This is a genomic window from Micromonospora rosaria, assembly GCF_001567585.1.
GTDB classification, from domain to species: domain Bacteria; phylum Actinomycetota; class Actinomycetes; order Mycobacteriales; family Micromonosporaceae; genus Micromonospora; species Micromonospora rosaria.
The window spans coordinates 68,201-87,390 of record NZ_LRQV01000007.1 but is presented as its reverse complement, the minus strand read 5'-3'; the positions used below and the strand labels follow the sequence as shown (position 1 = coordinate 87,390).

21 protein-coding genes and 2 pseudogenes are annotated in these 19,190 nt (G+C 72.2%); 10 read left to right on the top strand and 13 right to left on the bottom strand.

What is annotated here, in order from left to right; translation table 11 throughout:
• Position 1 precedes the first annotated feature (1 nt).
• Together AWW66_RS04100 and AWW66_RS04095 are read left to right on the top strand one after the other, a co-directional pair.
• On the top strand, positions 2–1,939 hold the full coding sequence (locus AWW66_RS04100; RefSeq protein WP_067360030.1) for a fumarate reductase/succinate dehydrogenase flavoprotein subunit: 1,938 nt from the start codon (positions 2–4) through the stop codon (positions 1,937–1,939).
• A complete protein-coding gene (locus AWW66_RS04095; RefSeq protein WP_067360029.1) occupies positions 1,939–3,006 on the top strand; it encodes a succinate dehydrogenase/fumarate reductase iron-sulfur subunit in 1,068 nt (355 codons plus the stop codon). The genes AWW66_RS04100 and AWW66_RS04095 overlap by 1 nt, the downstream gene beginning before the upstream one ends.
• 98 nt (positions 3,007–3,104) lie before the next feature.
• On the opposite strand, the gene AWW66_RS04090 is transcribed toward AWW66_RS04095, so the two are convergent.
• Positions 3,105–3,563, bottom strand: coding sequence for a (deoxy)nucleoside triphosphate pyrophosphohydrolase (locus AWW66_RS04090; RefSeq protein WP_067360027.1), 459 nt, complete (start codon positions 3,561–3,563; stop codon positions 3,105–3,107).
• A 184-nt stretch (positions 3,564–3,747) separates the two neighbouring features.
• Between AWW66_RS04090 and AWW66_RS04085 the strand changes: the two genes are divergently transcribed.
• Together AWW66_RS04085 and AWW66_RS04080 are read left to right on the top strand one after the other, a co-directional pair.
• Complete coding sequence (locus AWW66_RS04085) at positions 3,748–4,056, top strand: 4a-hydroxytetrahydrobiopterin dehydratase (protein ID WP_067360025.1); 309 nt, start codon at positions 3,748–3,750, stop codon at positions 4,054–4,056.
• Between the two features lie 107 nt (positions 4,057–4,163).
• The gene (locus AWW66_RS04080; RefSeq protein ID WP_067360023.1) at positions 4,164–4,526 is read left to right on the top strand and encodes a PH domain-containing protein; all 363 of its coding nucleotides are present in this window, start codon (positions 4,164–4,166) and stop codon (positions 4,524–4,526) included.
• Between the two features lie 57 nt (positions 4,527–4,583).
• Here AWW66_RS04080 and AWW66_RS04075 read toward each other — a convergent pair whose 3' ends face one another.
• Both AWW66_RS04075 and AWW66_RS04070 read right to left on the bottom strand, forming a co-directional pair.
• Positions 4,584–4,943, bottom strand: a complete 360-nt coding sequence (locus tag AWW66_RS04075) for a VOC family protein (protein WP_067360021.1) — start codon at positions 4,941–4,943, stop codon at positions 4,584–4,586.
• Positions 4,944–5,021: 78 nt separating this feature from the next.
• On the bottom strand, positions 5,022–5,468 hold the full coding sequence (locus AWW66_RS04070; protein ID WP_083978198.1) for a winged helix-turn-helix transcriptional regulator: 447 nt from the start codon (positions 5,466–5,468) through the stop codon (positions 5,022–5,024).
• A gap of 118 nt (positions 5,469–5,586) precedes the next feature.
• Here AWW66_RS04070 and AWW66_RS04065 point away from each other — a divergent pair, with 118 nt between their 5' ends.
• Positions 5,587–6,441 (top strand): SDR family oxidoreductase, encoded by an 855-nt coding sequence (locus tag AWW66_RS04065; RefSeq protein ID WP_067360019.1) that lies wholly within the window; start codon positions 5,587–5,589, stop codon positions 6,439–6,441.
• A gap of 94 nt (positions 6,442–6,535) precedes the next feature.
• Positions 6,536–7,255 carry a SanA/YdcF family protein gene (locus AWW66_RS04060; RefSeq protein WP_067360018.1) on the top strand — a complete coding sequence of 240 codons (720 nt, stop codon included), beginning with the start codon at positions 6,536–6,538 and terminating at the stop codon, positions 7,253–7,255.
• 121 nt (positions 7,256–7,376) lie between these two features.
• Here the strand turns inward: AWW66_RS04060 and AWW66_RS04055 are convergent, their stop codons facing one another.
• The 5 genes from AWW66_RS04055 to AWW66_RS04035 form a co-directional block, all read right to left on the bottom strand.
• Entirely contained in the window at positions 7,377–7,847 is a 471-nt protein-coding gene (locus tag AWW66_RS04055) for a GNAT family N-acetyltransferase (protein ID WP_169807053.1), read from the bottom strand.
• Between the two features lie 211 nt (positions 7,848–8,058).
• Entirely contained in the window at positions 8,059–8,727 is a 669-nt protein-coding gene (locus AWW66_RS04050; RefSeq protein ID WP_157527134.1) for a D-Ala-D-Ala carboxypeptidase family metallohydrolase, read from the bottom strand.
• 234 nt (positions 8,728–8,961) lie between these two features.
• Positions 8,962–11,016 (bottom strand): hypothetical protein, encoded by a 2,055-nt coding sequence (locus tag AWW66_RS04045; protein ID WP_067360014.1) that lies wholly within the window; start codon positions 11,014–11,016, stop codon positions 8,962–8,964.
• A gap of 19 nt (positions 11,017–11,035) precedes the next feature.
• Positions 11,036–11,287 carry a hypothetical protein gene (locus AWW66_RS04040; RefSeq protein ID WP_067360012.1) on the bottom strand — a complete coding sequence of 84 codons (252 nt, stop codon included), beginning with the start codon at positions 11,285–11,287 and terminating at the stop codon, positions 11,036–11,038.
• On the bottom strand, positions 11,287–11,604 hold the full coding sequence (locus tag AWW66_RS04035; RefSeq protein WP_083978196.1) for a DivIVA domain-containing protein: 318 nt from the start codon (positions 11,602–11,604) through the stop codon (positions 11,287–11,289). The genes AWW66_RS04040 and AWW66_RS04035 overlap by 1 nt, the downstream gene beginning before the upstream one ends.
• 161 nt (positions 11,605–11,765) lie before the next feature.
• Here AWW66_RS04035 and AWW66_RS04030 point away from each other — a divergent pair, with 161 nt between their 5' ends.
• On the top strand, positions 11,766–12,182 hold the full coding sequence (locus tag AWW66_RS04030) for a GntR family transcriptional regulator (RefSeq protein WP_067360009.1): 417 nt from the start codon (positions 11,766–11,768) through the stop codon (positions 12,180–12,182).
• A gap of 487 nt (positions 12,183–12,669) precedes the next feature.
• Positions 12,670–13,116 carry a hypothetical protein gene (locus AWW66_RS04025; protein WP_067360007.1) on the top strand — a complete coding sequence of 149 codons (447 nt, stop codon included), beginning with the start codon at positions 12,670–12,672 and terminating at the stop codon, positions 13,114–13,116.
• 9 nt (positions 13,117–13,125) lie between these two features.
• On the opposite strand, the gene AWW66_RS04020 is transcribed toward AWW66_RS04025, so the two are convergent.
• Positions 13,126–13,746, bottom strand: coding sequence for a helix-turn-helix domain-containing protein (locus tag AWW66_RS04020; protein ID WP_067360005.1), 621 nt, complete (start codon positions 13,744–13,746; stop codon positions 13,126–13,128).
• Between the two features lie 80 nt (positions 13,747–13,826).
• Here AWW66_RS04020 and AWW66_RS04015 point away from each other — a divergent pair, with 80 nt between their 5' ends.
• Positions 13,827–14,804, top strand: a complete 978-nt coding sequence (locus tag AWW66_RS04015; RefSeq protein WP_067360057.1) for an NAD(P)/FAD-dependent oxidoreductase — start codon at positions 13,827–13,829, stop codon at positions 14,802–14,804.
• A 24-nt stretch (positions 14,805–14,828) separates the two neighbouring features.
• Here AWW66_RS04015 and AWW66_RS04010 read toward each other — a convergent pair whose 3' ends face one another.
• A complete protein-coding gene (locus tag AWW66_RS04010; RefSeq protein ID WP_067360003.1) occupies positions 14,829–15,623 on the bottom strand; it encodes a DUF4253 domain-containing protein in 795 nt (264 codons plus the stop codon).
• Between the two features lie 237 nt (positions 15,624–15,860).
• On the opposite strand from AWW66_RS04010, the pseudogene AWW66_RS35080 reads away from it, so the two are divergent.
• Positions 15,861–16,040 (top strand): annotated as a pseudogene (locus tag AWW66_RS35080) (mycothiol transferase); the annotation flags it as partial.
• A 192-nt stretch (positions 16,041–16,232) separates the two neighbouring features.
• On the opposite strand, the gene ychF reads toward AWW66_RS35080, so the two are convergent.
• The 3 genes and pseudogenes from ychF to AWW66_RS32365 form a co-directional block, all read right to left on the bottom strand.
• The gene (gene ychF / locus AWW66_RS04005) at positions 16,233–17,318 is read right to left on the bottom strand and encodes a redox-regulated ATPase YchF (protein ID WP_067360001.1); all 1,086 of its coding nucleotides are present in this window, start codon (positions 17,316–17,318) and stop codon (positions 16,233–16,235) included.
• A 171-nt stretch (positions 17,319–17,489) separates the two neighbouring features.
• The gene (locus AWW66_RS04000; RefSeq protein ID WP_067359999.1) at positions 17,490–18,224 is read right to left on the bottom strand and encodes a Type 1 glutamine amidotransferase-like domain-containing protein; all 735 of its coding nucleotides are present in this window, start codon (positions 18,222–18,224) and stop codon (positions 17,490–17,492) included.
• A gap of 401 nt (positions 18,225–18,625) precedes the next feature.
• A pseudogene (locus AWW66_RS32365) lies at positions 18,626–19,079 on the bottom strand (hypothetical protein); the annotation flags it as partial.
• Between the last annotated feature and the right edge of the window lie 111 nt (positions 19,080–19,190).

Here is a 19,190-nt window from a genome sequence, read left to right as displayed (position 1 = left end):
GATGACCACCACCAGAGGCAGCGAAGAAGCAACCACGCGGATCGAACGGCACCACTACGACGTCGTGGTCGTCGGGGCCGGCGGGGCCGGGCTGCGCGCGGCGATCGAGGCCCGGCTGGCCGGGAAGAAGACGGCGATCATCTCGAAGTCGCTGTTCGGCAAGGCGCACACGGTGATGGCCGAGGGCGGCGCCGCCGCCGCGATGGGGAACGTGAACAGCCGGGACAGCTGGCAGGTGCACTTCCGCGACACCATGCGCGGCGGCAAGTTCCTGAACAACGTCCGGATGGCCGAACTGCACGCCAAGGAGTCCCCGCAGCGGATCTGGGAGCTGGAGACGTACGGCGCGCTCTTCGACCGGACGAAGGACGGGAAGATCTCCCAGCGCAACTTCGGCGGGCACGAGTACCCCCGGCTGGCGCACGTCGGCGACCGGACCGGCCTGGAGCTGATCCGGACCCTCCAGCAGAAGATCGTCTCCCTCCAGCAGGAGGACCGGCGGCAGTTCGGCAGCTACGACGCCCGGATCAAGGTGTTCGCCGAGACCACGATCACCGAGCTGATCCTCGACGGCGACCGGATCGCCGGGGCGTTCGGCTACTACCGGGAGTCCGGGGAGTTCATCCTCTTCGAGGCCCCGGCGGTGGTGCTGGCCACCGGCGGGGTGGGCCGGTCCTACAAGGTCACCTCGAACTCCTGGGAGTACACCGGGGACGGGCACGCCCTCGCGCTGCGCGCCGGGGCCACGCTGATCAACATGGAGTTCCTCCAGTTCCACCCGACCGGCATGGTCTGGCCGCCGTCGGTGAAGGGCATCCTGGTCACCGAGAGCGTGCGCGGCGACGGCGGGGTGCTGAAGAACTCCGAGGGCCGCCGGTTCATGTTCGACTACGTCCCGGACGTCTTCCGCAAGCAGTACGCGGAGACCGAGGCGGAGGCCGACCGCTGGTACACCGACCCGGACAACAACCGGCGTCCGCCCGAGCTGCTCCCCCGCGACGAGGTCGCCCGCGCGATCAACAGCGAGGTCAAGGCCGGTCGGGGTACGCCCGCCGGCGGCGTCTTCCTGGACATCGCCTCCCGGCGCTCGGCCGAGGAGATCCGCCGCCGGCTGCCCTCGATGTACCACCAGTTCAAGGAGCTGGCCGACGTCGACATCACGAAGGAGCCGATGGAGGTCGGGCCGACCTGCCACTACGTGATGGGCGGCGTCGAGGTGGACCCGGACTCCGGCGCCGCGCAGGGGCACGTCCGTGGGCTCTTCGCCGCCGGTGAGGTCTCCGGCGGGATGCACGGCTCGAACCGGCTCGGCGGCAACTCCCTCTCCGACCTGCTGGTCTTCGGCAAACGGGCGGGTGGACACGCGGCCTCGTACGCCGACGGGCTGGCCGCCCGGCCGAAGGTGGCCGTGGCGGCGGTGGAGGCCGCCGTGGAGACGGCCCTGGCGCCCCTGCAGCGGGAGACCGGGGAGAGCCCGTACACCCTCCAGCAGGACCTCCAGGCGGTGATGGGGGACCTGGTCGGGATCATCCGCCGGCAAGACGAGCTTGAGGACGCTCTGCGCAGGCTGGCCGAGCTGCGGGCGCGGGTCGCCACGGTCAGCGCGGCCGGCGGGCGGCGCTACAACCCGGGCTGGCACCTGGCGCTGGACCTGCGCAACATGCTGGTGGTCTCGGAGTGCACCGCGCTGGCCGCGTTGGAGCGGCGGGAGTCGCGCGGCGGCCACACCCGGGAGGACTTCCCGACCATGGACCCGGGGTGGCGCCGGGTGAACCTGGTCTGCGCGCTCGACGGCGAGACGGTGAGCCTGGCCCGCAAGCCGCTGCCGACGATGCGCCCCGAGCTGATCGGCCTCTTCGACCGGGCCGAGCTGGCCAAGTACCTGACCGACGAGGAACTCGCCGAGTTCGACGCCCGCACCGAGGAGGCCGGTAGCTGATGGGCAGCAGGAGACAGTTCCGGATCTGGCGGGGCGACGCGAGCGGCGGCGACCTGACCGACTACCAGGTGGAGGTGAACGAGGGCGAGGTGGTCCTCGACGTGCTCCACCGGTTGCAGGCCACCGACGCGCCGGACCTGGCCTGCCGGTGGAACTGCAAGGCGGGCAAGTGCGGCTCCTGCTCGATGGAGATCAACGGCAGGCCCCGGTTGAGCTGCATGACCCGGATGTCGACGTTCGAGGAGACCGAGACGGTCACGGTCACCCCGCTGCGGACCTTCCCGGTGATCCGGGACCTGGTCACCGACGTGTCGTACAACTACGAGAAGGCCCGGGAGACGCCGGCCTTCGCGCCGCCCGCCGACGTCGCCCCGGGCGACTACCGGATGCGGCAGGTCGACGTGGAACGCTCGCAGGAGTTCCGCAAGTGCATCGAGTGCTTCCTCTGCCAGACCGTCTGCCACGTGGTCCGCGACCACGAGGAGAACAAGCACGCCTTCGCCGGCCCCCGGTACTTCATCCGCGCCGCCGAGCTGGACATGCACCCCCTCGACACCCGCACCGACCGCAAGGAGTACGCCCAGGCCGAGCAGGGGCTCGGCTTCTGCAACATCACCAAGTGCTGCACCGAGGTCTGTCCGGAGCACATCAAGATCACCGACAATGGGATCATCCCCATGAAGGAACGGGTCGTCGACCGCAGGTACGATCCCCTCGTATGGCTCGGTAACAAGATCTTCCGGAGGGGTCAGGTGCCTCAGACCAGCGTGAGCAGCGGCCAGCACGAGGACGCCGTCCACTCCCACGCCGCATCAGGTGGGGTCCACTCGCACGCGGGTGGCTCGCACGACGCGTCCGCCGAGGTGCAGGCGCAGCAGGGCCTCAACTGGCACCGTGAGGTGCCCAAGCCGACGATGCCGCCGGTCGACGACAACGGCAAGCTCCCGCTGACCGAGCTGACCTTCGACCGGCCGGCGGCCCCGTCGCCGTTCGGCGACGACGTGACGTTCCCGCTCCCGCCGGAGCACCTCAACTTCGTCCACCCGAACCAGGACGAACAGTACTGATCCGGACACGAGACCGGGGGCCGCGGCACCGCCGCCGGCCCCCGGCCCCTTTCCACCCGCCGTCCCCCGCGGCGGGTGACCGGTCGACGCCCCGCCGGTCAGTCGGTGGTCGGTCGCTCGGCGGTCAGCAGGATCGGGCGGAGGGCATCGACGATGGGCGCGTCTGCCGGGAGCCAGGTGACCGTGTCCAGTTCGGCGGCGGTGAGCCAGCGCAGGGCCGCGTGCTCCAGCGGTTTCGGTTCGTCGTCGTGCAGCAGCCGCGCGGCGTACACTTTCAGGACGGAACGGCCATGGGCCATCCGGACGTCGCCACCGACCCTCGCACCGACCTCGACCCGCACGGCGAGCTCCTCGGCGCACTCGCGGACGAGCGCCGCGGTCTCGCTCTCCCCCGGCTCGACCTTGCCGCCGGGAAACTCCCACATCCCCGCCACCTCTGGCGGGGCGGTACGGGCACAGGCGAGCACCCGCCCACCGGAGATGATCGCCGCGCCCACGACGACCTTCAGGGCCCGCCGCTCGGGCTGGCCGCTGGCACTGGTCCGTTCGGTTCGCACGGGCGTCCAGCGTGCCAGATCAATCGGCGGTTTGGGTACCGTAGCGCGTCCGCTAGGTCAGGAGATGAGAGAAGTGTGGGCGTGGACACACCGTCCATGCGACGAGAGACTAGGGACCACCGACAAGACACGGGACGGCGACGATTTGGCCACAAGCCGGCAACGACGCCTGGGAGGTGCGGTGATGCGCGTGCTGTTCAGCGGCCGGGCGAAGCGCGACTACCTCAGCGACGCGCTCACCCTGCTGTCCGGATGGACCCGTGAGGGCGAGCAGATCAGACGCATCCTCGTGATCGACGACGCCCAGCACGCGGCCCTGACCGAACGGGTCAAGGTCGTCTCCGACGCGCTGCACCTGCGGCCGGAGATCAGCCGCAGCGCCGACGAGACCCAGATCCGCCTCGGGCACCGCGACGACGAGCCGTTGACCGAGGGTGAGGTCCTGCTGGCCGCGCGGATCGAGGACGCGTACCGCGCCGTCACCAGTTCCTGATCCACGCCACCGGCGGCACCCCACGTTCGGCCGACCGGGAACACGCTAGGCCCTCCGGCCCCTGCGCGCTGCCCCGCCACTGGCGCACCCCTCGTACCGTCGGACCCATGGCACACGCGACGTACGACCGCAAGGAGCAGTTCGAGCAGATCCAGAGCGGCCTGCTCGACGGGGAACAGATCATTGCCGTCTACGACGCCATCGGCACCGGCACCGGGTTCATCGGGCTCACCGACCGACGGGTGATCATCCAGGACCGCTCCTTCGTCGGCAAGCGGTACGCGATCACCAGCATCCCGTACTCGAAGATCACCAGCGTGAGCGTGGTGAGCAACAAGTCGTGGGGTGGCTCGTTCTTCTCCAGCGGCGCCATCGCCATCCACGTCGGCACCCACACCTACGAGATCGAGTTCCGGGGTGACCGCAAGAGCCACCACGTGCACAACGTGATCCTGCACTACATCTCCTGACCGGCCCCACCCCGGCCGGCGTGGAACAGCCGGGGCGGGGCAGGGCGGCCGGGGCGTTCAGAGCGGGTGGGTCAGGTTGACCTTGTTGCCGTCCGGGTCCTCGACGTGTGCCACCCGCTGGCCCCACGGCATGTCGTTCGGCGGGCCGAGCACCCGCCCGCCGGCGGCGGTCACCCGGTCGAGCAGTTCGTCGACGTCGGCCACGCCGACGGTGAGCAGGATCCGCTGCGGGGCGGTGAGATCCAGCCCCTCGGCGGCGACCAGGCCGAGTTCGGTGTCGCCCACCGCCAGCCCGAGGTAGAAGACCGGCCCCTCCTGGGGCGTCCGGCTGACCTCGACGGCACCGAGCACCGACTCGTAGAACCGGTGCAGGCGCGCCACGTCGGGCGTGACGATCGTCGGCTGGATGGTGGGCATGGGGTCCTCCCTCGGCGACGCGGGTCCGGTCGACCCGGGTACAAGGAGAGACGATCCCCCGCCCCGACAATCATCGCCTCAGCGGCGTCCCGTTCGCAGGTCGTCCCCGGCCGCCGCCCGCTCGTCGTACGCGGCCCGGGCGGCGAGCACCGTGCCGACCTCCCCCTCGACCAGGTCGAGCAGGGCCACCAGCCGGTCGGCGACCCGTACGCCGAGCGGGGTGAGGCTGTACTCCACGTGCGGCGGGATGCTGGTCTGCACCTCGCGGTGGACCAGTCCGTCGCGTTCCAGCGCCTGGAGGGTCTGGGACAGCATCTTCTCGCTGACCCCGTCCACCCGACGACGCAGCGCGTTGAACCGGTACGCCTCCGCGCGCAGCGCGGCGAGCGCCAGGATGCCCCACTTGCTGGCGATGTGCTCCAGGGTGCGACGGGAGTCGCAGTTGCGGGCGAAGACGTCGGCAATGAACTGCCCGTCGAGGTCGGCCGGCTCGGCCGCGCCGGGCTGGTCGGGGCGCTGGCTCATGGGCTCGACGGTACCCGGACAGCAGCACTTCCGGCAGCGACGGCACTTACCACAGGTTGGCACTTTCCAAAAGTTAGTGCACTATGGGCCGGGTGAGCCCTGACCCGAGGAGGAAGTCATGATCGTCGTCACCGGAGCCACCGGTCAGCTCGGCCGGCTCGTCGTCGCCGACCTGCTGGCGCGGGGTGTGGAGCCCGGCCGCCTCGTCGCGGCGGTCCGCAGCCCGGAGAAGGCGGCCGATCTCGCCGCCCGGGGAGTCGTCGTCCGGGAGGCCGACTACGACCGCCCCGACACCGTGCAGGCCGCCCTCAGCGACGCCGACCGGGTGCTGTTGATCTCGTCAAACGCCGTCGGACAGCGGCTGGAGCAGCACCGCGCCGTCGTCGAGGCCGCGTCCCGGGCGGGCGTGTCCCTGCTCGCGTACACCAGCGTCCTGCGCGCCGACACCTCCACGCTGCCCGTCGCGCCCGACCACAAGGCGACCGAGGAGCTGATCCGCGCCGCCGGGCTGCCCTTCGTCCTGCTGCGCAACGGCTGGTACACCGAGAACTACACCGGCAACCTGGCCGGCACGCTGGCGCACGGGGCGGTGCTGGGCAGCGCCGGCAGCGGCCGGATCGCCGCCGCCACCCGCGCCGACTTCGCCGCCGCCGCGGCGGCCGTGCTGACCGGGGACGGCCCCACCGACATCGGGTACGAGCTGGGCGGCGAGCCGTTCACCCTGGCCGAGCTGGCCGCCGAGATCACCCGGCAGAGCGGTACCGAGGTGGTCTACCGGGACCTGCCCCTGGACGCGTACGTCGCCGCGCTGACCGGCGCCGGGCTGCCCGAGCCGTTCGCCCGGCTGCTCGCCGACTCCGACGTGGCGGCGGCCGACGGCGCGCTGGACACCGACAGCGACGACCTGCCCCGCCTCCTCGGTCGCCCGGCCACCTCCCTCGCCGACGCCGTCGCCACCGCCCTCAAGGACTGATCCACTGTCGGGTGGCGGGGTGCGCCGGCCGGCCGCACCCCGCCACCCGGCGCGCAAGATCCAGTTTTGGCGAAAACCTGGGATACTCGTCCCCATGCGGGGGCGACTCTCCACGGTGATCAGGTTCTGGCGTTCGCCCGACGACCCGGTCCGACGCCGGCTGCTCCGTGTCGGCGCCGCGCTCGTCGTCGGCGCCACGCTCGTCACCACCGGCGCGGTGTCCAGCGTCGCCTGGATCCGGAGCACCGCGCAGGGGCACATCTTCACCGAGACGGACGTCCCCGAGGCCCCGGTCGCCCTGGTGCTCGGCACCCGGGTCCTGCCGGACGGCACCCCGTCGCCGTTCCTCAGCGCGCGGCTGGCGATCGCGCACCGGCTGTTCGCCGCCGGCAAGGTCCGCGCCATCCTGGTCTCCGGCGACAACATGAACGCCGACTACGACGAACCGGGCGCGATGAGCCGCTGGCTGGTGGCGCAGGGCGTACCGGCCGACCGGATCGTGCTCGACCACGCCGGCTTCGATACGTACGACTCGTGTGCCCGCGCGAAGCGGATCTTCGGGGTGGAGAAGGCGACCGTGGTCACCCAGTCGTTCCACCTGCCCCGCGCGGTGACCGTGTGCCGGCAACTCGGCGTCGACGTCAACGGCGTCGGCGACGAGACCGCCCGGGAGTACGAGCGGACCTGGCGGATCAGCTCCACCCGCGAGTACGGGGCCAGCGTCAAGGCGGCGCTGGACCTCCTCTCCGGCCGCGACCCGGTCCACCTGGGCCGCCGCGAGACCGGCGTCGACGACGCCCTCCGCGACGCGTAGCCACGCGCCGGGCCCACCGGGGTCACCCGGCTCGGAGCGCGGCCGGACCAGTTGCTGTCGACCTGCCCGCACGGACGGGGCAACCGCCCGTCCCGCCTGGCCGCGACGGCACACACCGCCGCTACAGCCGCTTGCGCATCTGGACCGAGGTGACCTCGAAGCCCATCTGCTCGTACAACGCGCGGGCAGCCTGGTTGAAGCCGAAGACGTTCAGCCCGATGGAGACCACACCCCACTCGCGGCACAGTTCTTCGGCGGCCTGGATGACCGCCCGGCCGTACCCCTGACGCCGCAGTTCCGGGCGCACCTCGAAGTCGTACCCGAAGGCGTGCCGGCCGTCCGACTTCTCCTCCACGTGCAGCCACACCATCCCGACCTCGACGGCACCGTCGTACGCGGCCCAGAGATGGTGCCCCGCTGTGCCCAGGCCGTCGGGCAGGAGCCGGTCGTAGTCCGTGCGGGCCTTCTCCCGCGCCTCCGGTAACGCCATCGCGCCGGAGGCCGCGACGTTCTCCGCGTAGTCGGCCTCCGCGCCCTGCCGATACCGGCGAAACTGCTCCTCGGTCATCGGTTCGAGCCGCAACGTCACCATGCCGAGACGGTAGGCGATGCGTGCCCATCGGGCCACAGGCTCCACGGGCATGGGCATCGATCCGCACTCACCCTCGCCGGTCCACGACGACCGTGCCGGCCGACGCCGGGGCTCCCTGAACGTTGGCGCTCTTCCGTCGCCTCACCCGGCGAGTCGCGTCGGTAATCCGCCAACGCTCAGGGTCCACCCCTCTCACGGCGGGCCGGACCGGTCAGCAGTCCGGGGCCTGCCAGAACCGGGTGTCCCGGTTGGCCACGTGCACGTGGTCGTCGTGACCGGGGTACCCGGGGCCGAGGATCTCCCGGAAGCCGCAGGACTGCGCGGTCCGCCACAACTGGCACTGGGTCGGCGCGCTCGCCAGGCCGAGGTCGGCGGCTTTGCCGTACGTGTGGAGGCTGTTCGGGGCGCCGCCGACCCGGCTGTTGCAGCCGATGCTGCGGAAGCCGGAGGTGATGACGATGGGCCGGTCGCCGAGTTTGTGCCGGAGCGCCTCCAACTGCCACATGACGCGCAGCAGGTTCGCCTGCACGGTGGCACCGGAGACGGCACCACCGAAGAATCCCGTCTCCCCGCATCCGCCGGTGAACTCGGCGTACGAGAAATGCCGGGGCGTACAGTCGGCATCCTGAATGGAGTAGATGACCGCGTACGTTTCCGGACCGGCGGTCTCCGTGGTGCTCTGGAGCCCGTAGCCCGCCTTGAACCGGCGTACCGCCGCACCGGTCGCCGGGCCGAAGAAGCCGTCCACGGCGAGGATCTCCCCGACGCCGACCCAGCCCGCGACGCGGATCTGCAACTGGGTGACGTCGTTGCCGACGGCCCCCTGGGAAAGCACCCGGGTCCAGGTGAAACAGTTCTTCGAACCGCTGATGTCGAACATGGCGGCCCCCGGAATGACGAGAGGTGACAGCCGTCGGACCGGACGAGCAAACTGCTTGGCGAGGCTCTCCGTATCCGCCGTCATTCCAGCTTGCCGCAGTCGCGCCGGCCCACCCAGTCAGGATCAGAATCCGGATACAAGCCGTCTCCGTGACGCCACGGTGACGCCCGTTCGGTCATCATGCGCGCTGCCAGAACGCGCTACAAATCCTTCGCGGTCACGCTTCCACAGCGATCACGACCGTAGGCCGAGCGCGCCGAGGGCGGCGGCGAGGCCGGCCGCCCGGACTACCGGAACCCATCCGGCGCGCTCGAAGAGCCCGACGACGCACCCGTCGGCCTGGAACCGGACCCGCACGAACTGGTCCGGGTAGTGCCGGGCCAGTCGCAGCAACGCCACCGTCGGGTCGACGACGCCCCGGGACGGGACGCCGATCCAGGGGTCCGCGTCGGGCCCGGGCATCTGGGGCACGACGAGCGGCACCTGCACGTCGGCCGGGACGGCGGCGTGCACCGCGCCGTCCAGCATGCGCAGGCAGAAGCCGACGGCCGCCTCGACCGAGGGCAGGCCCGGCGGGCTGATCCGCTCGTCCGGCGTACCAGGGGCCATCAGCTCCACCGACCACCAGCGGCCAGCCTCCCGTAACGGCTGGTCCGGGTCGGGACGCTGGTCGGTGACGGTGACCGCCACGTCGAGGCCGAGCCCGGCCCCGAGCCGGAGCACTGCGGCCAGCGGCGGCGTCACCGGCCGGACTGCCGCGACGATCAGCCGCGCCCCGGGCCGGCCGGCCGCCGCCTTCCGCACGAACCGGACGAGCGCGGGTACGGTCGTCCCGTCCGGGAAGACCAGGCCCTCGCGCAGGTCACGGTGCAGCGGCAGGCCACCGTCCGCGTCAAGGAGGTCCGCCGGCCGTACCCCGAGGGTGGCCGCGCGCTCCGCCAGCCGGTACCGCCGGTCGAGGCGCAGCACCGGCGCGCCGCCCGGCCACCCGGCGACGGGTACGCCCGGATCGTCGTGGTCCGCCCGCCACAGTTCGTGGGTGGCGAAACCGTCCAGATCGGTCAGGGTGACCGTCACCGCGTCGTGTACCCGCCCGCTGTCGCCGCAGCTCGTGCAGACGAACTCCGACGGCTCCAGGGCGGCGCCGGAGCAGTGCCGGCAGTCCTGGTCGCCGTCGAGAAGGCAGCGGCAGCGGCGCAGCCGGGTGCCCGGTACGCAGTCGGGGCAGGTCGCGTACCCGATCGGTTGGCCCTGCCACGACGGGGCCGGTGGTTCGGTCGCCCGCACCAGGGTGCCGCGCCGCCACCAGCTCACCTGGCCGGTGTCGGTGGCGCGGATCTCGTCGACCGGCGGGCCGTCGGGCAGCGGGACGTACCACCAGCGGCCGTCGCGCCACACCGCCTGCGCCCCGCCGACCCGACGCAGCAGCCGGCCGAGCCGCCGCGCCACCCGGGCCGGCCCGGCTGCCCCGGCCAGCACCGACCGCCACCCGACCGGGGCGGACCGCCCCGACCCGATCGCGTGTCCCGGGGCGTGTCGGCCCCGTTCGCGCAGCCCGGCCAGCGCGTCGGTCGGCGAGGTGGCGGCGAGCGCGGCGGGCAGGTCGGGAAAGCCCGCCCCGACCTCGTCGGGCACCCGTCCGCCGGGCACCTCGTACCGGACGTACCAGCGCGTCGCCCCCGGCCCTCGGCGGGCCTCGACCACCAGGTCCAGCCGCAGCAGGTCGGCGAGGCCGCGCAGCTGGGCCAACGCCCGCGCCGGATCCGGTGGCGCGGGCCGCCCCACGCTCCGCCCCACGAAGACCCGCCACGGCCGGTACGACCGCCCGGCGATCGCCGCCGCCACCAGCGCCTCCCGCTGGTCGGCGGGCGTGTCCGGGCGGTACCGGTGGCTCAGCGGCAGGGTCAGCCAGACCGGCTCCACCGTGGGCGGCGGCACCCCGACCGCCGTGGCCAGCTCGTCGACCAGCGGTCTCAGCGCCAACTCCCAGCCACCCGTACCGTCCGGCGTCGGCAGCACGCTTCCCGGCACGACACTGGCCGAGGCGACCGCGCCGGTGTCGAGATTCGCCACGGTCAGCACGAGCTGCGCCCGCCGCCGCCCGGCTCCCCCACAATCGACGCAGGCCACGGCCCGGGTGCCGGCCCCGGCACAGCGCGCACAGTCCCGGTAGGGTTCGTCGGCGTAGGTTCCCGCCTCGTAGAGCAGCCGGTCGCCGCCGATCCGGCACACGCAGGGCAGCACCGTGAAGGTCAAGCCGCTGCACCCGGGGCACTCCACCGCACTCATCCGGGGATCCTCCCGCTGGTCATCCGGGCACCCTGCGGGTGCAGGCTCCGTCGTGGTCGGCCCGCAGCACACAGCGCCGGCCCCCGGCCAGCCGGGCGTCACAGAAAACCCGATGCCGTACGCCCTGCCCGTCCTCGTACGACACGGTGATTTCGCCCGGATCGGTCTGCGCGAGTACGGCTGCCCAGCGGGCCACCACCCGGGCCAGCCGTACCGCTCCGGTCAGGTCCCCGGCGACCACCGGCAGGTGGATCACGAACCGGTCGGACATCAGGACACCCGCTGGTTGATCTCATGGGCGTGGTCGGACTGCCAGGCCCGCAGCGCCTCCCGGAACCGCCCGGTCTCCTCCCGGCCCTGCTCCAGCCGGTCATAGAGCACCGTCAGGTCGTCGGCGACCTGCCGAAGGAACTCGTGCACGTCGACCGGGTCGAGCCCGCGCCGGAACAGCCCCACCGTCCGGAACCGCTGCCACCGCACCTGCCACGGCCGCACCGGCACGTACGCCGACCGGTACACGCCCGGATCGTCCGGCTTGCCCCGCTCACCGGAGGGAGCCGCCCGCCGCCCCCTGAGCCTGCTTCGCATCCCGTCCCACCTCTCCCCTCGTTCCCGCCCCGACACGAGTCGTGACTGAGAGACTACGAAACAGGGGCACATGGGCGCAACACCCAAGTGACAGGGGCATGTTTGTGGGGGGTACAGGGGCGCGTTTGGATGTACCCCTCGGGCCATAAGGCTTCAGGGGTATGCGGATCGATCCACGCTCGCACACGCCGGTCTACATTCAGCTCGCCGACCTGCTTCGGAAGCAGATCGAATCAGGCGAGGTGGCACCCGGCTCGGTGCTGGCGAGCGAGACACGACTCAGCCAGGAACACGCGATCGGCCGCGAGAGCGTCCGCATGGCTGTGGCCATTCTTCGCTCGGAGGGACTGGTCAGCACGAGCCGCGGCCGAGGCACCTGGGTGCGCGAGACGCCTCGACGCAGCGACGCCGAACTCGCGCCGGGCGGGTCCGCCATCGCCCGGATGCCGTCGAGCCGGGAACGACGCGAGATGGATCTCGACGAGGGCGTACCCGTGCTGGAAATCCACAGCCCGGACGGCGAAGTCCAGATCGTCCCCGCCGACCAGACCCGGATCATCCGCCCCCAGTCAGCCTGACCCCACCCCCACCCCGCTGTCCGGAACCCTGCGGCAGGAGCCCGACCACCTTGCCCACTTATGCGCCATTAGTCACCCGACCCTACTTCCACCCTGAGAGATCTTGGAGCCGAGTGGCCCCTATAGGGGCCGAAATCTTCCAAGGTCTATTGCTGAGGCGATCGAGGCCAGCAGACTGGGAGGACATTGTGGTGATATGGGCGTCTCTGTGGATACGCGGCACCCAACAGGCAGAGCGACTCGGGAGATTCGCCCTCCAGAGGGGCACCCCTACCCACCCCCTTGAGCTCCCATGAAGGGGCATAAGGTGGCATAACCACAAGAAACACCCGAACCAGCCGGACGGTCGCCAAGAACGGTGGCGGTCTTCCGACGCCCTCCCCGGCGTGTCGCGTCGAAAAACCGCCAGCGCTCGGGATCGTGCATCAAAGGGGGATTGAGCGCGACTCTCGGCGGGCTGACCCGGGAAAGCGGGCAGGGGCATTAGATGAAGGTCGACGATCAGACGGAAGAGAAGGTCAGGAATGCCCTCCACTGGGCCGTGAAGCGTCGGGAGCACGAATTCGACGCGTCGCTCGCAACGTTCTCCACCCGGTCGGAGCGGTCAACGGCCCTTGAGTTGCTGATCGCCGTCAGTCGGTTCGTGACGTCCGACATCTGTGCCGGCGTACCGTCGTCGGCCCAGGTCACGGCACTGGCAGCCGAGATCTCGGCTACGGAGTCGTGGTCGACGGTGTCGACCGACGAGATCACCGCGTTCCTCACGCTGGCGGCCCGCGACGATCCGGCGGTGGACGGGCTCTCCGCCGAGACCTTCGTCGTCACGGCTTTCGTCGTCACCGCGAGCCTGCTGGCGATGCGCCCGAAGCAGGAGGGTCAGTGGTGGTTCGACTATCTCGACCAGGTCGAGTCGGCCCTCGAAGCGACCGGCTGAAAGTCAGCGTCATTCACCGCCGCTGTCCTGCGGCTCCCGGTCGGGTGAAGATTCCGTCCGGGGACGGGCGCGCAGGTGGGCGCGTTCACCCTGCCGGCCGAAGAGGCTGAGGAACTCGACCGGCTCCACGCCGGCCGCGCCGAACCAGTGCGGCACCCGGGTGTCGAACTCGGCCGCCTCGCCGGGTGACAGCACCAGGTCGTGCTCGCCGAGGACGACGCGCAGCCGCCCGTTGAGCACGTACACCCACTCGTACCCCTCGTGGGTCTTGAGGTCCGGTTCCCGCTGGTTGCCGCCGCCCGGCATGATGATCTTGTACGCCTGGATGCCGCCGGCTCGGCGGGTCAGCGGCAGCATCGTCATGCCGTGCCGGGTGACCGGGCGCAGGTGCACGCGCGGGTCGCCGGTCGGCGGGGCGTCCACGAGCTCGTCGAGGGTCACGCCGTGCGCCTTGGCCAGCGGGAGCAGCAACTCCAGGGTGGGGCGGCGGGTGCCCGACTCCAGCCGGGACAGCGTGCTGACCGAGATGCCGGTCGCCGCCGACAGGTCGGCCAGGGTGGTCTCCCGCTGCCGGCGCAGCGTGCGCAGCCGGGGGCCGACCGCGTCGAGGGCCCGGTCCAGGTCGTCCATGCCCACGAGCTTGCCAGAACAGCAACAAGATTTGCCACACCCACCGATCCTCCGCATGGTTGTCGCGGGAGGTGGTCACGGTGACCGAACAACTCAGGAGCAGGTACGACGTCGTGGTCGTCGGCGGTGGCGCGGCCGGGCTGAGCGGAGCGCTGATGCTGGCCCGCGCCCGGCGATCGGTGCTGGTCGTGGACGCGGGCACCCCGCGCAACGCCCCGGCCGACGGGGTGCACGGGCTGCTGGCCCGGGACGGGATGCCGCCGGCGGAGCTGCTGGAACGCGGACGGGCGGAGGTCCGGGGCTACGACGGCGAGGTGACCGTCGGCGAGGTCGACGCCGTCGTCCGCGAGGACGATGGGTTCCGGGTGACCCTGGCCGACGGCCGGGACGTCCGGGCCCGCCGGCTGCTGGTCACCACCGGGCTGGTCGACGACCTGCCCGAGCTGCCCGAGCTGCGCGCCCGGTGGGGGCGGGACGTGATCCACTGCCCGTACTGCCACGGTTGGGAGGTGCGGGACCAGGCCATCGGGGTGCTCGCCACCGGGCCGATGTCGGTGCACCAGGCGCTGCTGTTCCGCCAGTGGAGCGCCGACGTCACGTACTTCGCCCACACCGGGACGCCCCCGACCGAGGAGCAGGCCGAGCAGCTCGCCGCCCGGGGCATCCCCGTGGTGACCGGCGAGGTGGCCGCCCTGGCGGTCGCCGACGACCGGCTCGTCGGGGTCCGGCTGGCCGACGGCACGCTGGTCCCCCGCCAGGTGGTGACGGTCGCGGCCCGGATGGTGGCGCGGGCCGGGTTCCTGGCGACCCTCGGGCTCGCCGCGGTGGCGCACCCGTCGGGCATGGGCGAGCACGTCCCCGCCGACCCGACCGGCCGCACCGACGTACCCGGGGTGTGGGTCGCCGGCAACGTCACCGACCTCGCCGCCCAGGTCGGTGCCGCCGCCTCGGCGGGTGCCCTGGCCGGCGCGCACATCAACGCCGACCTGATCACCGAGGAGACCCGGCAGGCCGTCGAGGCGTACCGGGAGGCGTCCGCCCCCGTGGCCGGGCGGTAGTCGTCAGGCGGCGCGGCGTCGGGGTCAGTCCCACCAGAACCACCAGGACGGCGCCCCCACCACCTGCTCGGCGTACGCCTGGAGGCTGCCGGCGCCCTGCCAGACGTTGTCCGGACAGAAGGCGAAGTGCTCGGCGGCGACCCGGCGGGCATGCTCGATCGAGGTGGGTGGCGCGGCGACACTGAGCTGCAGGGTGTCGAAGCCGACCCCGACCACCCGTACCCCGAACCGCTCCTCCCAGCTCCGCAGCACCGCCGAGAGCTGGCCGGCGTCCCCGACGTGGTTCGCCGGGCCGGACCAGCCGGTCACGGCCAGCGTGTCCGCGCTGCGGGCGGCCGGCACCAGGCCCAGCCGGGTCGAGCCGGCCACCAGGAACTCCGCGTACCCGTCGGCGCAGTCGTCGGCCGGCTCGTCGGGCTCACCGGGAGCGGCCAGGCCCGGCCAGGTCCGGCCGAACGGAGCGGTCGCCTGGCCCGGGGCGTCGGGGTCGTCGTCCTCGCCGGTCGTCGTGCTGTCCCGCCACCAGGCGGCCAGCACCTGCGCCGGGTCGTGCCGGTCCGGTGCCGACATGCCGGCCGGCCAGACCTCGCCGGCCACCCAGGGCCGGGTCTCGTCGCTGGCCAGCCCGGTCAACAGCAGCGGCCACAGCCCGGACTCCCGGTGCCGGGCCCGCAGCCGCGCCCAGAGCCCGAGATCGGTCACCGACTCGTCGCTCAACCAGTACCCCGGCGGGCCGCCACCCTCCGGCGACACCGGCCGCCCCGGCGGGAGCATGTCCGGCGGCAGGGCGGCGAGCAGACGGGAGAGGTCGGCGGTCATGGCGGCAGAGTAGGCGACCGGTACGACGGAAACCGCACCCACCAGTCAGGACTCGACCCGTCCCGGTCTCCACGCGCTCGCTGCCGCAGCTCCCTGCCCGGCCTCCTCCTACGACAGGAGGGGGACAGTCCTCAGCTCGGAGATCGATGGTGACCCTGCATCAGCCACAGGCCGGCACGCCTCGCTCGTGTCGCAACCTGGGCAGCGGGTGGCCCAGGCCGCCGCTAGGGTCCGGGAATGGTGGAGACACGTCTCGATCCCACAATCGCTCCAGTGCTGGCGCGCACGGGCGACGAGCGTTCGGTGCTCGAATCCTTCCTCGACTTCCATCGCGCCGTGGTGCTGCGCAAGCTGCGTGGGGTCTCCGAGACCGATGCCACCCACCGTCTGCTTCCGTCAGCGACCACGCTCACCGGCCAACCCCGGCGAACCGCCCCGTCATCCGCACTGTCTGCCGTCGACCCCGCCCCTGCCAGGTGAAGCGAGCCTCCGCCCGGCCCGCCACGTCACGGCGGACCTTGACGGCGTACGCCTACGGGAACAGCCAGGACTCAGACGTCGAGCAAGGAGTCTGTGCTCACCTCCGCCACAACCCGGCTCCGGCTGCGCTCAGACGTTGAAGCGGAACTCGACGACGTCGCCGTCCTGCATCACGTACTCCTTGCCCTCGATGCGGACCTTGCCGGCCGCCTTGGCCGCCGCCATCGAACCGGCCGCGACCAGGTCGTCGTAGGAGACCACCTCGGCCTTGATGAAGCCGCGCTGGAAGTCGGAGTGGATCACCCCGGCGGCTTCCGGGGCGGTCGCGCCGACCGGGACGGTCCAGGCCCGTGCCTCCTTCGGCCCGGCGGTCAGGTACGTCTGGAGGCCGAGCGTCCGGAAGCCGACCCGGACGAGCTGGTCCAGCCCCGGCTCGGACTGGCCGATCGACTCCAGCAGCTCGCGGGCCTCCTCCTCGGGCAGGTCCACCAGCTCGGACTCGATCTTGGCGTCCATGAAGACCGCCTCGGCCGGGGCGACCAGCGCCCGCAGCTCGTCGAGGAACTCGGCGTTGCCCAGCTCCTCCTCGTCGACGTTGAAGACGTAGAGGAACGGCTTGGTGGTGAGCAGGTGCAGCTCCCGCAGGTGCTCCAGCTCGATCTTCGCGGCGGCGGCCCCGGCGTACAGGGTGGTGCCGCCGTCGAGGACCTCGACCGCCTGCTTCGCCGCGGCCACGGCGGCGGCCCGGTCCTTGCGGAGCTTGGCCTCCTTCTCCAGCCGGGGCAGCGCCTTCTCCAGGGTCTGGAGGTCGGCCAGGATCAGCTCGGTGTTGATCGTCTCGATGTCGTCGGACGGCGAGACCTTGCCGTCGACGTGCACCACGTTCGGGTCGGAGAAGGCCCGGACGACCTGGCAGATCGCCGACGCGTCGCGGATGTTCGCCAGGAAGGCGTTGCCCCGGCCCTGCCCCTTCGAGGCGCCCCGGACCAGCCCGGCGATGTCGACGAACGACACCGGCGCCGGGAGCACCTTCTGCGAGGAGAAGATCTCGGCCAGCTTGCCCAGCCGCTCGTCGGGCAGCCCGACCACGCCGACGTTGGGCTCGATGGTGGCGAACGGGTAGTTCGCCGCGAGCACGTCGTTCTTGGTCAGCGCGTTGAACAGGGTGCTCTTGCCGACGTTGGGCAGGCCGACGATGCCGATGGTGAGACTCACGACGGGCCAGTTTACGCCCCACCCCCACCCTCCCCCGCCCCACCGTCCACCCGCCCCACCTTCCACCCCCGCCCTCCGCTGCCGTGACCACGGGATCGCGTCAGCGTGGGGAGCCAGCTCTGACGCGAACCCTTGATCGACGAAACTCCGGCGGGGAGGAGGGACGGGAGGTCAGGTAAGGAGGCGGGGGGTGAGGGGGGTTTCCCGGACGGTGCCGTCGGGGGCGCGGGTGAGTTCGTACGCGCCGACGCCCTCGCGGTCGGCGACCGCCTCGACCAGGCGGGTACCCCGGTAGACCAGCCCCACCCCGTCGTCGGTGCAGTGGCTGGTGGGCAGCGTCCCGTCGGCGACCAGCCGGTGCATCATCGGCCGCCGCCGTTCCTCGCTGTCGTAGTGCACCCCGTTGCCGTACGGCAGCCAGCCCAGCCCGTCGGTGAAGGCCCGCAACTCCCGCCCGAAGCTGTCGGTGCTGCCGCCGACGTGCCAGCAGATCGAGCCGGCCGAGACGCCCGCCAGCACCACCCCGGCCTGCCAGCACTCGTGCAGGATCTCCGCCAGCCCGTGCACCCGCCACACCGCGCAGAGGTTCGCCACGCTGCCGCCGCCGACCCAGACGACGTCCTGGGCGAGCAGGTGGGCACGCAGGTCGTCGACGTTGGGCATGGGGAACAGGGCCAGGTGGGACATCCGGAACCGGGTACCGGCGAACGCCCCGTACAGGGCCGTGAACGCGGTGGGCTGGTCACCGGCGGCCTGGCCGAGGTAGCACAGCCGGGGTTCCGGTCCAGCCTGCGCCAGCTCGGCGGCCAGGTCGAAGACCGGACCGGGCCGCATGTCGTACGGCCCCTGGCCCCGGCTGAACAAGCTCATGCTGGTGGCGATGATGGTCGGTGCACTGGCAGGCATGTCCGCCCTCTCCTCGATCGGTGACCGGCCATCCCGCCGATCGATGACCGGTGCCGCCATCCTGCCCCAGGGAACCCCGCGCCCCACCTGGCGTGCTCACCGCGCCCGGCAACCAGCCCGACCAGCTCCGACGGCCGGAGGGTCAGCGACGAACGGGAGATCACCAACGGCCGGAGGCTCGCCGGCGGCCGGAAGATCATCGACGAGCGGAAGATCAGCAGCGGTCGGCGGATCGGCAGCGGGTGGCAGGTCTCGCGGGGGCGACAGGTCGTGGGCGGGCCGCCGGGGCGCCGGGACCACCGGCCGGCACGAGGCCGGATCCACCGGCGGCACGGAGGGCGGGACGACCGGCGGCACGGAGGGCGGAAGCACCGGTGGCGCGGACGGCGGGGCCCCAGCCCTTCGCTGGGCCGGGTCCGCCGTCGGCTCGTGGGCCGGCAGGGTCGCCCGGACGGCGGCGGATAACTCGCGGGCCGCCGCAGCCGGCAGGGTGTACCGGTGCGCGGCGGACGCCCCGGCCGCGGCGGACTCGCCGAGCATCCACCGCACCTCGTCGACCGTCCACCCGAGCCCGGGACGGGTGGCGATCTCCCGTACCAGCCGCAGCCCCACCCGGGTGTCGTCGTCGTAGAACCGCATGCACCAGTGGTGCGCCCACATGCCGAGGGCGCGCAGGCCGGCGGCGTCGAGCGACCCGGCGAGCCGGCCACAGGCGGTCTCCGGGAACGGCCGCCCAGGCTCGTCGGCCGCCCGGTCCCGCTCGATCGCCCCGTACGCCGCCGGGGCGACCGCCCGCATCCGGTCGTAGAAGCCCTGGACCACCGTACGGTCGAGTGGCGTCTGCCCCGATCGCATCAGCGGACCTCCCGTCCGGCCACGCTCGCCATCGCCGCCCCCTTCTTGAGTTGGTGGCGGGACGGTACCGGCCCCGACCGACACTTTCGGCCCCGCTGCCCCGTTTCCCAC